The sequence below is a fragment of the Methanothermobacter marburgensis str. Marburg genome (genome assembly GCF_000145295.1).
GTDB classification, from domain to species: Archaea; Methanobacteriota; Methanobacteria; order Methanobacteriales; family Methanothermobacteraceae; genus Methanothermobacter; species Methanothermobacter marburgensis.
The window spans coordinates 1,118,320-1,130,817 of sequence record NC_014408.1; the positions used below are offsets into that span (position 1 = coordinate 1,118,320).

14 protein-coding genes, 2 tRNA genes and 1 pseudogene are annotated in these 12,498 nt (G+C 48.4%); 10 read left to right on the forward strand and 7 right to left on the reverse strand.

Annotated elements, in window-relative coordinates; genetic code table 11:
* The first annotated feature begins 10 nt into the window (after positions 1-10).
* Positions 11-547, forward strand: coding sequence for a DUF2115 domain-containing protein (locus MTBMA_RS05895; protein ID WP_013296020.1), 537 nt, complete (start codon positions 11-13; stop codon positions 545-547).
* On the opposite strand, the gene MTBMA_RS05900 is transcribed toward MTBMA_RS05895, so the two are convergent.
* The 3 genes from MTBMA_RS05900 to MTBMA_RS05910 all read right to left on the reverse strand — a co-directional run bounded on the left by MTBMA_RS05900 (position 538) and on the right by MTBMA_RS05910 (position 1,705).
* Positions 538-1,020 (reverse strand): DUF308 domain-containing protein, encoded by a 483-nt coding sequence (locus tag MTBMA_RS05900; protein ID WP_013296021.1) that lies wholly within the window; start codon positions 1,018-1,020, stop codon positions 538-540. The genes MTBMA_RS05895 and MTBMA_RS05900 overlap by 10 nt on opposite strands.
* A 107-nt stretch (positions 1,021-1,127) precedes the next feature.
* Complete coding sequence (locus MTBMA_RS05905) at positions 1,128-1,427, reverse strand: DUF2098 domain-containing protein (RefSeq protein WP_013296022.1); 300 nt, start codon at positions 1,425-1,427, stop codon at positions 1,128-1,130.
* 11 nt (positions 1,428-1,438) lie between these two features.
* Positions 1,439-1,705: a PRC-barrel domain-containing protein gene (locus MTBMA_RS05910; protein WP_013296023.1), complete on the reverse strand. Its 267-nt coding sequence runs from the start codon at positions 1,703-1,705 to the stop codon at positions 1,439-1,441.
* 72 nt (positions 1,706-1,777) lie between these two features.
* On the opposite strand from MTBMA_RS05910, the gene MTBMA_RS05915 reads away from it, so the two are divergent.
* The 4 genes and pseudogenes from MTBMA_RS05915 (at position 1,778) to MTBMA_RS05930 (ending at position 5,561) form a co-directional block, all read left to right on the forward strand.
* On the forward strand, positions 1,778-2,803 hold the full coding sequence (locus tag MTBMA_RS05915; protein WP_048901215.1) for a CBS domain-containing protein: 1,026 nt from the start codon (positions 1,778-1,780) through the stop codon (positions 2,801-2,803).
* Positions 2,804-2,870: 67 nt separating this feature from the next.
* Positions 2,871-4,486 (forward strand): annotated as a pseudogene (locus MTBMA_RS05920) (tRNA uridine(34) 5-carboxymethylaminomethyl modification radical SAM/GNAT enzyme Elp3).
* A 1-nt stretch (position 4,487) separates the two neighbouring features.
* Positions 4,488-5,153, forward strand: a complete 666-nt coding sequence (gene deoC, locus MTBMA_RS05925) for a deoxyribose-phosphate aldolase (RefSeq protein ID WP_013296027.1) — start codon at positions 4,488-4,490, stop codon at positions 5,151-5,153.
* Between the two features lie 54 nt (positions 5,154-5,207).
* Positions 5,208-5,561: a cyclophilin-like fold protein gene (locus MTBMA_RS05930; RefSeq protein WP_013296028.1), complete on the forward strand. Its 354-nt coding sequence runs from the start codon at positions 5,208-5,210 to the stop codon at positions 5,559-5,561.
* Between the two features lie 23 nt (positions 5,562-5,584).
* Here MTBMA_RS05930 and cofH read toward each other — a convergent pair whose 3' ends face one another.
* Positions 5,585-6,700 (reverse strand): 5-amino-6-(D-ribitylamino)uracil--L-tyrosine 4-hydroxyphenyl transferase CofH, encoded by a 1,116-nt coding sequence (cofH, locus tag MTBMA_RS05935; RefSeq protein WP_013296029.1) that lies wholly within the window; start codon positions 6,698-6,700, stop codon positions 5,585-5,587.
* A 152-nt stretch (positions 6,701-6,852) separates the two neighbouring features.
* Between cofH and hmtA1 the strand changes: the two genes are divergently transcribed.
* Together hmtA1 and MTBMA_RS05945 are read left to right on the forward strand one after the other, a co-directional pair.
* Positions 6,853-7,059, forward strand: a complete 207-nt coding sequence (hmtA1, locus tag MTBMA_RS05940) for a histone HmtA1 (protein WP_013296030.1) — start codon at positions 6,853-6,855, stop codon at positions 7,057-7,059.
* 141 nt (positions 7,060-7,200) lie between these two features.
* On the forward strand, positions 7,201-7,692 hold the full coding sequence (locus tag MTBMA_RS05945) for a rubrerythrin family protein (protein WP_013296031.1): 492 nt from the start codon (positions 7,201-7,203) through the stop codon (positions 7,690-7,692).
* Positions 7,693-7,720: 28 nt separating this feature from the next.
* Here MTBMA_RS05945 and MTBMA_RS05950 read toward each other — a convergent pair whose 3' ends face one another.
* Entirely contained in the window at positions 7,721-9,841 is a 2,121-nt protein-coding gene (locus tag MTBMA_RS05950) for a PAS domain S-box protein (protein WP_394295876.1), read from the reverse strand.
* A 108-nt stretch (positions 9,842-9,949) separates the two neighbouring features.
* Between MTBMA_RS05950 and MTBMA_RS09005 the strand changes: the two genes are divergently transcribed.
* The 3 genes from MTBMA_RS09005 (at position 9,950) to MTBMA_RS05960 (ending at position 10,324) form a co-directional block, all read left to right on the forward strand.
* Positions 9,950-10,198: a hypothetical protein gene (locus tag MTBMA_RS09005; RefSeq protein WP_013296033.1), complete on the forward strand. Its 249-nt coding sequence runs from the start codon at positions 9,950-9,952 to the stop codon at positions 10,196-10,198.
* Positions 10,176-10,247: transfer RNA gene (locus MTBMA_RS05955), tRNA-Val, on the forward strand. Before MTBMA_RS09005 ends, MTBMA_RS05955 begins: the two co-directional genes overlap by 23 nt.
* 4 nt (positions 10,248-10,251) lie before the next feature.
* A tRNA-Phe gene (locus MTBMA_RS05960) sits at positions 10,252-10,324 on the forward strand.
* Between the two features lie 152 nt (positions 10,325-10,476).
* Here MTBMA_RS05960 and MTBMA_RS05965 read toward each other — a convergent pair.
* Together MTBMA_RS05965 and MTBMA_RS05970 are read right to left on the reverse strand one after the other, a co-directional pair.
* Complete coding sequence (locus tag MTBMA_RS05965; RefSeq protein WP_013296034.1) at positions 10,477-11,760, reverse strand: tRNA (N(6)-L-threonylcarbamoyladenosine(37)-C(2))-methylthiotransferase; 1,284 nt, start codon at positions 11,758-11,760, stop codon at positions 10,477-10,479.
* Positions 11,761-11,810: 50 nt separating this feature from the next.
* Complete coding sequence (locus MTBMA_RS05970) at positions 11,811-12,464, reverse strand: protein-L-isoaspartate O-methyltransferase (protein ID WP_013296035.1); 654 nt, start codon at positions 12,462-12,464, stop codon at positions 11,811-11,813.
* Between the last annotated feature and the right edge of the window lie 34 nt (positions 12,465-12,498).

Below are 12,498 nucleotides of genomic sequence, written 5' to 3' on the forward strand. Positions count from 1 at the left end.
GAGGACCTCAATGATCCGGGCGGATGAGATTCCAGAGAAACTGACAAAAATGGAGCTCCTTGAGATGGTTAAAAAGGAGGCCTCGTCGGTACATATAAAGGATGTGATGGACGCATCGGTTTACCTGAGGGAAGATGCCAAATACATGCCACCAAGGGAGCAGAAGGAGTTCATTGAAAGGTTCACCAGGGCCTTCTTCAACAGGATAAGGGATATAAAGAATGATAAAAACATCTACCCTGGAGATGTTGATACCGAAAAACTGGCTGAATTCATAGGGTTCCTTGATGAACAGTTAAGGCGTGCCAGGTCACGGCCTGAAAGGTGTTTCCAGAGGATCGCCCGTATAATAACCATCTACGTAACCTTTGTGAGGGAGGAACCAGTCCACCCTGTTGGAACCCGCTTCCCAGGAGGCTTGAGGGTTAGAAGGGTGGGTGACGTCTTCTACTGCCCTGTGAAGGACAGGCAGATCAGCACCCCCACCGCCCTCTGCCGTTTCTGTGTGAGCAGGCAGGACCCTGATGTTTCAGGAGGTCATTCATAGAGAAGAAGGCCGATACCATCAATGACCAGTGAAAGACCAATCAGCCAGGCAAGGAAAACAGGGTTTCTTACGAATACTCCCAGAATGATGTAAAGGACTCCCAGAACCACCACTGATAGACCTGCAACCATTCCTGCTCTGTGCTCCCTGGAGAATAAACTTGCAACACCTGCGATTATTAGGATTATACCTGTGAGGTATATCCAGAATGCTGCAAGGAAACTGAATAGTGTCACGTTACCTGCAAGGGCAGCTGCAAGTATCACGCCAAGTATTCCCAGCACAACATAAAGCACACCGGCCCCTCTGCTAACCTTCCATGCGTTCATGCCAAGAAGGAACAGCCAGAGCGCCAGAAAGAGAACCGCAACACCTGTGAGGACACTCAGTGTGAATATTGAAAACAGCGGAAATATTATCACAAGAATACCCAGAATCAGTGTTAAAAGACCCGGAAGTTTTGTCTCAGCCACAATTTCACCCCCTTTAAATTTTGTATTCATATATGAATTTCAGTTACTCTGTTTGTATTCAGATAGAAATTTCAATATAAACTCGCCAAAAAAGGATTTGGTGGAGTTCATCCACCTCCGTCACAGACCTCTGAACCCATATCAATGTCTTCAAAGTCCTCTTTCATCCTCTTAAGCTTTTCAACGGTATCTGTTTCTCTTCCTTTTCCAGATCCCCTCTTAAGCTGGGATCTGTCGATTACCTCCAGGTAATTCGCGTTGTACCATAGATCAGAATCTTCAAAGCGGACCCAACCATCACCATCTTCAACCTTGATGGCTGAGATCTCACCCGTCGTTCCGGTACCTGTGTAACGGACAGCCATACCAACCGTCAGCACATTCCCGTTTACGTCCTTAACCTCCATTGTATCCACCATCATTCAGGTGAAACTTCCTTTGACTCATCTTCAGGGGCCTCTTCCGCCTCATCAGCGGCTATTTTAAGTATCACATAGTCTCCAACCCTGCTCACGTTGTCCATGCCAACAATGAATGTCCTCTGTTTAAGGGACAGCTCCCCCTTGGATATTATGATGGAATTCACAACACCCTTCTCAGGGTCCAGTTCAAGGTCAGAGACCTTCCCTATCTCCATCGCATTCTTATCCAGCACCTTACGACCCAGGAACTCCGTTACCTTCATTTTAACACCACTAAAATTTATGTACCTCATGGTATAAAAAATGATTTATTCATAGCACTCCAATATAATAGCATGGCTGCTGTGAAGATATTCCGGGTTCTTGGAATACCCGTTGAACTCGACATCTCATTCCTCATTCTGATGGTATTCATATACCTCCTCACCTACCTGGGTTTCCTATCACTCAACCTTGCTGTGCTCATAACCCTCGTCTTCGTGGTGGTGGTGATACATGAACTGGCCCACTCCTATGTCGCCCTCAGGTTCGGTGTGAAGATAAGGAGCATACTTCTCCTTCCCATAGGCGGGGTTTCAAGGATGGAGGAGATACCAAAAGTTCCAAGGCAGGAGTTCCTCATATCCATCGCCGGGCCCCTCACCAACATCATAATGGCCATGTTAACAGCGGTACCCCTCATGCTGAACCTCCCAGGACCCTTCAGACCATTCTTTGGGGATTTTCTGGCCGTGAATCTGGTCCTGGCACTCTTCAATCTTATACCTGCCTTTCCAATGGATGGTGGGAGGATACTGAGGGCCATACTCGCTGAACGTGTGAGTTACCTGAGGGCAACCAGGATAGCGGCGAACCTTGGTAAGACCATCGCCGCAATGATGGCTGTCACGGGCCTCTTCTATAACCTCTTCCTGATACTGATAGGACTCTTCATCTACATAGGTGCGGAGCAGGAGTACCAGTCAACCCTAATATCCTCGCTTCTTGAGGGCGTGACGGTGGGGGATGTGATGACCCCAGATCCTGTAACACTCAGACCCGATATGACAGTGGGGGAGGCCCTTGATGTCATGTTCAGAAAGAAGCACATGGGTTACCCTGTAACTGATGGGGATGAGCTCGCAGGAATAGTGACGTTCCATGACATATCAGAGGCTGCCAGAGATGTGATGGTGGGGGATGTGATGACCGCGGAGGTTGTGACTGCCGCAGAGGACGAGGAACTCACCTCTGTCCTTGAAAAAATGAACCGCCACCAGCTTGGAAGGCTCCCTGTGATGGGTGACGGTAAACTGAAGGGTATAATTTCAAGGACAGATATAATAAGGACGCTGAATCTTATGAGAAAGGGAATTGAATGAAAAATGCATATTAAGGACGCTGAATCGAATGAAAACATATCTACAGTGAACCTTTACGGTGAATATAATGAGGGAAGCTTGTCGCCGGATAATCGATGATATAATATCAGGTCAAATAAAAACAAGGAAGGACCTTGAAAGGGCTAAACACAGGGTTTGCCGTGACTTTGGACTTGAAAAATTCATGAGTAACTCAGAAATCCTTGAACATGCTGCTCCAGAAGAAAAGAAATTGATCGAAAATCTCCTCAGGAAAAAACCCACCAGGACAATATCAGGTGTTGCCGTTGTGGCAGTCATGTGCCACCCCCATGAATGCCCCCATGGAAGGTGCCTGTACTGCCCTGAAAGTGAAAAGGCACCCCCCAGCTACACAGGAGAGGAACCAGCCGCCCTGAGGGCCAGAATGTACGATTTCCACCCCTACAGGCAGGTCTACAATCGCCTTGAGCAGCTCCACAGCATAGGCCACCCTGTTGACAAGGTGGAACTCATAGTCATGGGGGGCACCTTCCCGTCCCACAGCCTCTGCTACCAGGAATGGTTCATATCCAGTTGCCTTGAGGCCATGGTGGACTTTGGAGCCAGGCTGAGTGGTGTCAAGGTGGATATGCCCAATCACCAGGTTATGTGAAGGTGGATGATGCCCAGCGGTTCAACGAGACATCGCCGGTTCGTTGCGTTGGGATGACATTTGAGACAAGGCCCGACTACTGCCGGGAGGAGGACGTTGACAGAATGCTCAACCTTGGGGTTACAAGGGTTGAGCTGGGTGTCCAGACCATCTACAACTACATCTACCAGCGCATCCGGAGGGGCCACAGCATAGGGGACGTTATAGAATCCAACAGGATACTCAGGGACTCGGGGATAAAGGTTGCGATGCACCTCATGCCCGGCCTCTTCTCAGACTTTGACCGGGACCTCCGGATATTCAGGAGGATATTCCAGGACCCATCCTTCAGACCTGACATGCTGAAGATATACCCCTGCCTTGTTACCAGGGGCAGCGAACTCTACAGCCTCTGGGAGAATGGCCTCTATAAACCATACTCCACAGAGGAGGCCGTTGATCTAATCGTCGAGATAAAGAAGATGATGCCCCCCTGGGTGAGGACCATGAGGATACAGAGGGATATACCCTCCCAGCTTATAGTTGATGGTGTCAGAAAGTCCAACCTGGGTGAACTGGTCTACAGGCGCCTTGAGGAGGAGGGTGTCCGCTGCAGGTGCATAAGGTGCCGTGAGGTGGGCCATATGAGCCGCAGGGGTGTAAGTGTTGATGAAGATGCAGTTACAGTGATGGTTGAGGAGTACGATGCCACAGGCGGCAGGGAGTTCTTCATCTCAGCCGAGGACCCTGAAAATGATGTCCTCATCGGATTCCTGAGGCTAAGGTTCCCATCAGAAAATGCCCACCGCCCTGAAATAGATGATAAGACCGCCCTTGTGAGGGAACTCCATGTCTACGGTTCAATGATACCCATAGGTGAGCGTCGCGATACCATTGGACAGCACAGGGGCTACGGTGAGGAGCTACTAAGCCGTGCGGAGGCAATAGCATACGAGGGGGGGATGGAGAAAATTATGGTCACAAGCGGGATAGGGGCCCGTGAATACTACAGCAAATTTGGCTACAGAAGGGAGGGCCCCTACATGTCAAAAGAACTTCAGGAGGATTAAAATGAAGGTTGAAACAGCAGAGGAACTTGCATCACTCATAGACCATACAAATGTAAGGGCAGATGCAACTGTTGCTGATATCGAGAAACTTTGCAGGGAGGCCATTGAGTATGGGTTCAGGTGCGCGGTTGTCACCCCAACCAACGTCAGGCTGGCATCTGAACTCCTCAGGGACAGTGATGTCATGGTCTGCTCTGTTATAGGATTTCCAGCAGGTGTTAACACGCCTGCGGTTAAGGCCTTCGAGGCATCAGAGGCCGTGGATAACGGTGCAGAAGAGGTTGACATGGTAATGAACATAGGGGCCATGAAGTCAGGGCTGAAGGAACTTGTCTATGAGGATATAAGTGGAGTCGTTGATGCCGCAGGCGTCCCTGTCAAGGTTATACTGGAGACAGCCTACCTCACAGACGAGGAGAAGGTGGAGGCATGCCTCATAAGTAAGGATGCTGGTGCCGCATTTGTTAAAACATCTACAGCCTATGGTGGGCTTTCAGGTGCCACAGTGGAGGACGTGAAACTCATGCGTGAGACTGTGGGTGATGAGATGGGTGTTAAGGCAGCCGGCGGTATAAGGGATGCTGAAACAGCCCTTGCAATGATAGAGGCCGGTGCAGACAGGATTGGAACATCAACCGGGGTCCAGATCATGGAGGGGTGGAGGTAATATGAGAAGAGAGGTTCCTGATCCTCGGAAGCATTCTCAGAAGGGTGATCTGACATGAGGATAAGGATAACCGTGGAGGGTAAGGGTTACGCTGAGGCCGAACTTGATGAGAGAAACCCTGAATCTGCAAAGAAAATCTATGAGAGCCTTCCACTTGAGGGCAGGGCCCTTCTATGGATGGAGGAGGTCTACTTTGACATACCAGTCACCCTTGACTATGAGAACCCCTCTGATACCGCCAGTCCAGGGGATATATCCTACTGGCCGCCCGGGTACGCCCTCTGCATATTCTTCGGGTCAACACAGCCCTACTCCCCGGTGAATCATATAGGGAGGGTGACCAGAAACCTTGACCTTTTCTTCAGTGTTGATGAGGGCGACAGGATAATAATAGAAAGAATGGACTAACAAAAAATCAGCGACCGGAAACGCTAAACATCCTCTATTTCCCTGTAAAGCGTATCCCTGCTTGCTGGAATCCTTCCCAGATCCTTCACAACCCTTATTATTTCTTCAGGTTCCGTTCTAACGCCATGTGAGGCGCCAGCAGACCTTGATATGTTCTCCTCACCCAGTGTACCCCCAAGGTCGTTGGCCCCTGACATGAGGGCAACCTGTGCAAACTTAAAGCCCAGTTTAACCCATGAGGCCTGTATGTTCCTGATAAGGCCCCTGAACATCAGCCTTGAAACCGCGTAGACCTTGAGGTCATCTGCACCGGTTGCGCCTGCAGCCGCCTTTCCCTCACGGTATATGGGGGCCCTTGGATGCATGAATGGTAATGGGACAAACTCGGTGAATCCCCCTGTTCTCTCCTGAATCTGCCGCAGTATGTCCATGTGTTCAACCCTGTGCTCGGGTCCATCGATGTGACCGTACATCATGGTGCAGGTTGTTGGTATCCCAACCCTGTGTGCTGTCTCTATAACCTCAACCCACTCCCCGGTACTCAGCTTTGTAGGGCAGATAACAGCCCTTATATCATCATTGAGTATCTCTGCCGCCGTGCCGGGCATTGAACCAAGACCCGCCCTTTTAAGTATCCTCAGGGCCTCCTCAATGGATAGCTCCGCATTACGAGCACCATAGTAAACCTCCATTGGGGAGAATGAGTGGAGGTGCACATGGGGTAGCTCTGATTTTATGGTCCTCACAAGATCCTCATAGAAGTAGGTGTCAAGGCCCGGGTAGAGGCCTCCCTGTATGCAGAGTTCACGGGCACCGTTTTCCACGGCCTTGCGGGCAATTTCAAGGATCCTTTCAGTTTCAAGGTAATATGCGTCCCCATCCAGATCATCCCTCTTAAAGGCACAGAACCCGCACTGTCCCGAGCATATATTGGTGAAGTTGATGTTCCAGTTCTCAATGTAGGTTACCCTATCACCCGCCTCGGACTCCCTGACAGTGTCCGCGGCTATTAAAAGGGCCTGGAGGTCCCTTCCCCTCACATTCATTAAGTAGAGGGCCTCCTCATTGTTGATTGGCTCATCCATTGCTTTTTCAAGTATTTTTTCTGTGCGGGTTTTGATGTCCATGGTGCCAAACATGCGATTTAGTATCTGGTTCTCCAAGTTTAAAATTTTTGGTTTTGGTGAAATCCATATCCATTTACCCCCATGGGCCCTATGTGGTCCATTAACCCGGCAGAACCAATAAATTTAAATATTAGAGATTACCAGCTTAATTTGGAGGTGAAATTATGGCTGAATTACCAATCGCACCAGTAGGTAGAATAATAAAAAATGCCGGTGCCCAGAGAATAAGTGATGATGCAAAAGAGGCTTTAGCAAAGGCTCTCGAAGACATGGGTGAAGAAATCTCACGCAAAGCCGTTGAACTTGCAAAACACGCCGGCAGAAAAACTGTTAAAGCCACAGACATTGAAATGGCCGCTAAACAGTTATAGGTAGACCAGATAATTCTACCTATTTATTTTTTCAGGGACAAGGTGCCCCCTACCAGATTTAAGCTGTTATGATTCTGTACTGATTCATGTTTTTTCTTTATAAGCTCAGACTAACATAATAATAAGATGAGGTGATTTTTGATGTCAACAATGGATAACCTTAAGGAAGCATTTGCCGGGGAGTCACAGGCAAACAGAAAGTACCTTGCATTCGCAAGGAAGGCTGATGAGGAAGGGTACCACCAGGTTGCAAAGCTCTTTCGTGCCGCAGCCGCGGCAGAGACAGTCCACGCAATGAACCACCTTGAGGCCATGGGGGCCGTCAATAGCACAGAGAAGAACCTAAGGGAGGCAATAGCCGGAGAAACCGCGGAATTCAAGGAGATGTACCCTGGATTCATAGAGGAAGCAGAGGCAGAGGGTGAAGAACAGGCGCGCTGGAGCTTTGACGTTGCAAATAAGGTTGAGAAGATCCACGCTGAACTCTACCAGAATGCCCTCGATAACCTTGGAAAGAACGTTGAGGTGGACTACTACGTCTGCAACTGGTGCGGTAACACCGTTGAGGGTGAGGCACCCGAAAGGTGCGCCATCTGCGGGGCCCCCAAGAAGGAGTTCAGAAAGATAGAATAATTTTCTATCACCTTACTTCTATTTTTCATCAATAACGCCCTTCTCTGTGAAGGTTATCCTGAATGTTGTACCCCCCCTCTGAAATCATCTCTGCAGTCCCATCAATCTGGTCGGTGAGATTCCTTACAAGCTGGAGGCCAAGGGATGGACTGCTCTCCCAGTCAAGATCTTGTGGAAATCCGACTCCATCATCACTAACCTCAATCAGAACGTGGTTATTGCTTCTTTTAACCGATACAGATACAGTGCCTTCGCCATGAGGGAAGGCATGCTTCACAGCATTTGTTAAAAGTTCATTGACGATGAGGCCAACGGGTATGGCGGTCTCCACGTCAACTTTCAGTTCATCCACATCCATATTCAGCCTTATCCTGGAATCTGCAGAGTAGCTTCTGAAGACCTCAGATGCGAGTGTCCTTACGTATTCACCCATATCAATGTTTTTGAGATCCTCTGAACGGTAAAGCCTTTCATGGATCAGGGCCATGGACCTTGCCCTGTTTTCACTCTCCCTGAAGAGGTCCAGGGTCTCTTCATCCTTGGCCTTCCTTGACTGGAGGCTGAGGAGGCTTGAAATTATCATCAGGTTGTTCTTGACCCGGTGGTGTATCTCCTTGAGGAGGAGTTCCTTCTCCTCAAGGGACTTTTCAAGCATCCTCTGTGTCCTCTTGAGGTCTGAGATGTCATGGAGGACCACCAGGGCACAGTCCCTCCCCTCAGCATGTACAAGCTTATTGTATATCCTTACGGTGTACTTCCTCCCAAGAGGGTCATTAAGGACAACCTCATAGGGTTCAATATTCCCCTCATCTTTGATTATTTCAAGCTTTGATCTGAATTTATGCTTCACATCATCAGCGATGAATTCAACGTCATAGATGGATGTTCCTCGAAGTTCCTCAGGTGCCATTCCAAGTCTCTCTGAGAGGGTTGAATTAATATCCAGTATCACACCACCCTCCAGATCAAGGAGGATTATGTAGTCGGGTGAAAGATCAAAGAGTGACCTGTATTTTTCCTCACTCTCCCTCAGTTTCCTTTCGTTCTCAAGTCTATGAGTTATGTCCCTTGAAACCGATACAACTACATTTTTACCGCCAATTTCAATAAGGCGGGAGTTCACCTCAACCGGGATCCTGCGACCGTCCTTTGATATGTAGGTTCTCTCAAACCTTGCGGCCTTCCTTTCAAGGAGTTTCCTCATATTATCTGAGATCTCCTCCTTCGTGGGTCCAAGGTCCATGGGGGTCATGTTGAGGAGTTCATCCCTTGAGTAGCCCAGTTTCTCCACAGCGGTCCTGTTCACCTCAATGTAGTTACCTGGCAGCCCATCATCCCTTAACTCAACGATGGTTATTATATCCTCAACACCATTGAAAACCGCCCTGAATTTCTTTTCACTCTCCCTCAATGCCTCTTCAGCCTTTTTCCTCTCTGAAATGTCCCTTATAACCGCTGTTACAAAGTTTTCCCCCATGTAATGCCATCCTGTGACAGATATATCCACAGGGACTCCTTTTCCATCCTTTCTGACGGCCTCCACATCCGTGATCATCAGAGAAACGTCACTATTTATATCCTGAAAGTTGTGCATGTCCCGGTTTTGCTCTGAGATTATTTTATTGATGTGTTTTCCCTTCATCTCATCTGCAGTGTACCCAAAGATCTTCTCAGCCCCATGGTTCCATGAAACCACCCTTCCCCTCTCGTCAGCGGTTATTATTGCATCCCTTGCTGTCTCCACTATTGTCCTGTATTTCTCCTCGGTCTCACGGATAACCTCCTCTGATTCTTCGATGGACTCTGCCAGGAATACTGTAATGAGGTTAACAAAGAGCATCACGGAAACCCTCAGCAGGTCCTCATAGAAACCTGAAAGAGATGCCATGGTGTTTGTTACAATAAGTACCGTGCCAAGTAATGCTGTTACAAGAAATGACTTCCTCTCAAACCAGAGGGCTGCAAGGACTATTGGTATGTAAAAGATGTGTGTGAATACAATTTCAACCCCAAGAAACATATGGAAATAGACCGTTAAAGCAACACAGAGGGCTGTGAGTAATGCTACAATAGCCAGCCGGGTCCTCATGTCCCGGTATGACTGTATCTTCTCTGTAAAAGTAAGAGTCCTATTAACCAATGCCCCCACCCTATCAATGAACCTTGTGTATCTGTGTAAAACCATCAATCCCATGATGGTTTCACATTCAGTTATTATTTAAGTTATCAGATTCACTAAAAACTTTCCAAGAATAGTATGTATGAAGTATTAGAAATATATTTATGGTATATATTAACTGAAAACTTCATTGCGAAACTCCTGAAACCCCTGATTTTTAAACATTATCATGCTGATGGAATTTCACTGGGCGTTTCAGGCTCATGCTGCCACCCCATGCCTGTAAGGAGGCTTTTATTCCAGAATCCCCAACCCAGAATGGAAAAGGTTATATATGACTACTTCCATAGTTTAGAAGGAACATGGGCCGGTGGTCTAGGGGTATGATACCTCCCTGACACGGAGGTGATCACGAGTTCGAATCTCGTCCGGCCCACTATGCCGTGGTAGTTCAGTTGGGAGAACGCCAGACTGAAGATCTGGATGTCGCTGGTTCAAGTCCGGCCCACGGCACTTATAACCACCTCTTTATCCAGAAACTAATTATATAGTTATTTTTAAGGACATTAAAACATTAGACAAGTCTTAACTTATTTTACTTGGTTTTAAAGACCTGCAAACACTCAAGTCAGTTAAGAAATAAAATAAAACCTTACTGGAGGCTATTATTCTTCTGATTCTGCTATAAGGTATGTTCCAGTGGCCCTCTTGATCCTCACACTCCTGAAGGATCCCACCTCGCCATCATGTGTGACAACAGGTATGTATGAGTCTGTTCTGCCTATGAAGCCGCCCTTCCTTCCCCTCTCAACTATGAGTATGTTCTGGGTGGTTCCGACAAGCCTCCTATTTTCCTCCTCTGTGATCCTCCCCTTGAGTTCCTCAACGGCCTTTGATCGCCTCCGCAGTTCCCTGAAGTCTATCTCATCAAGGGATGATGAGAAGGCACGTGGCCTGTGTCTGTACTTTGAGAGGTGTATGAAGCCGGGTCTCACCTCCTCAAGGAGCCTGCAGGTGTCAAGGAAGTCATCCTCGCCCTCAGTGGGGTAGCCAACGATTATATCGGTTGCAATGGAGATTTCAGGAATTCTTGACCTGAACCTGTCAACTATCATCCTGAAATCATCCACGGTGTGCCCCCTCCCCATATCCCTGAGTACACGGTCACTTCCACTCTGAACAGGGAGGTGGAGGAAACTGTACACCTTCTCTGATCTGAATGCCTCAACAAGACCATCAAGGTCCCTTAGGACACTTGCAGGGTGCATCATGCCAACACGCACCCTGAAATCACCCGGTATTTCAGTTATTTCTCTTATGAGGTCAGAGAGTCTCTCACCTGTATCAGAACCGTATGCTGCAGTATCCTGTGCCGTAAGCTGAATCTCCCTGCATCCAGCCTCGATGGCCTCCCTAGCCTCCTGGACGATGATATCTGAGGGGTAACTCTGTATACTCCCCCTTGCAAAGCGTGTGCAGCAGTAGCTGCAGCTTCCACTGCATCCCTCACATATCTGTATGATGTGTATCAGGGGGTTCGACCTCACCCTGGGGACCCCCACCTTCACATCAGATGTGAAACCTGTTATCCTTTTAACATCACCGCGGTAGGCTGCACCCACAACCTCCGCCGTTCTCATGAGCTGGTGGGGTCCAAGCCATGAGGCATCCCCTGATATGGATTCAAGTTTCTGTGGGTCTATTTCAACCATGCACCCTGCAACAACGAGGCCCTTATCAGGGTACATCTCTCTGATCCTCTTTATCCTGTTTATAACCTTGTGTTCAGTGGGATGCTTAACATAGCATGTGTTAAGAATTATCACATCCGCCTCATCAATCCCTGTAAGAGAAGCCCCTGCTTCACTCAGGACGCCCGCCATGATCTCTGAGTCTGCCTGGTTGAATGTGCATCCAAACGTCTCTATGTAAACCCTGATATTGTCCATTAGGAATCCCCTTTAAAAGTCATCTGTAAAATTCCCGCCTAAATACGGGTTCAGTGGAATTTCCAGCCATGTTTACCTATCAATGGAACAAATGCAACTCCCCCCAGGTTCCTGGACCTGTAATCCCCAGAGGAGAGCCTCTCAACAAGAACAAGTTCCTGGTAGAATTTATCAGAACCAACAGGTATTAAAAGTTTTCCCCCAACCTCCAGCTGTTCCCTGAGGGGCTCAGGTATGTAGGGTGCTGCCGCGGTCACGTATATCCTGCTGTAGGGGGCCTCAGGAGGGTACCCCCTACTTCCGTCCCCATGTATGACAGTGATGTTATCGTATCCCAGGGCCTCAAGTTTTCGCCTCGCCCTCTCATATAATGAATGTATCCTTTCAACGGTGTAGAGGTGGCCCTCCCTCCCTATTATCTCTGCTATGACCGCCGCATTGTAACCGCAGCCGGTGCCAACCTCAAGGACCTTCATTCCCCCCTCAAGGTCCAGTAGCTCCGCGATCATGGCGACCATGTGGGGTGCGGATATGGTCTGTCCCTCACCTATCGGGAGGGGTATGTCAAGGTAGGCCCTGTGCTTCTCATCTTCAGGGACGAACTCATCCCTTGGAACCCTCTCCATAGCCCTTCTTACGGACTCAGATTTTATGTAGCCCTTATCTATGAGGTCCTGCACCATTCTAAGTCTTTCATTCATCATTGGACCACTAAAAACGATTATGTTCGGCCAGATA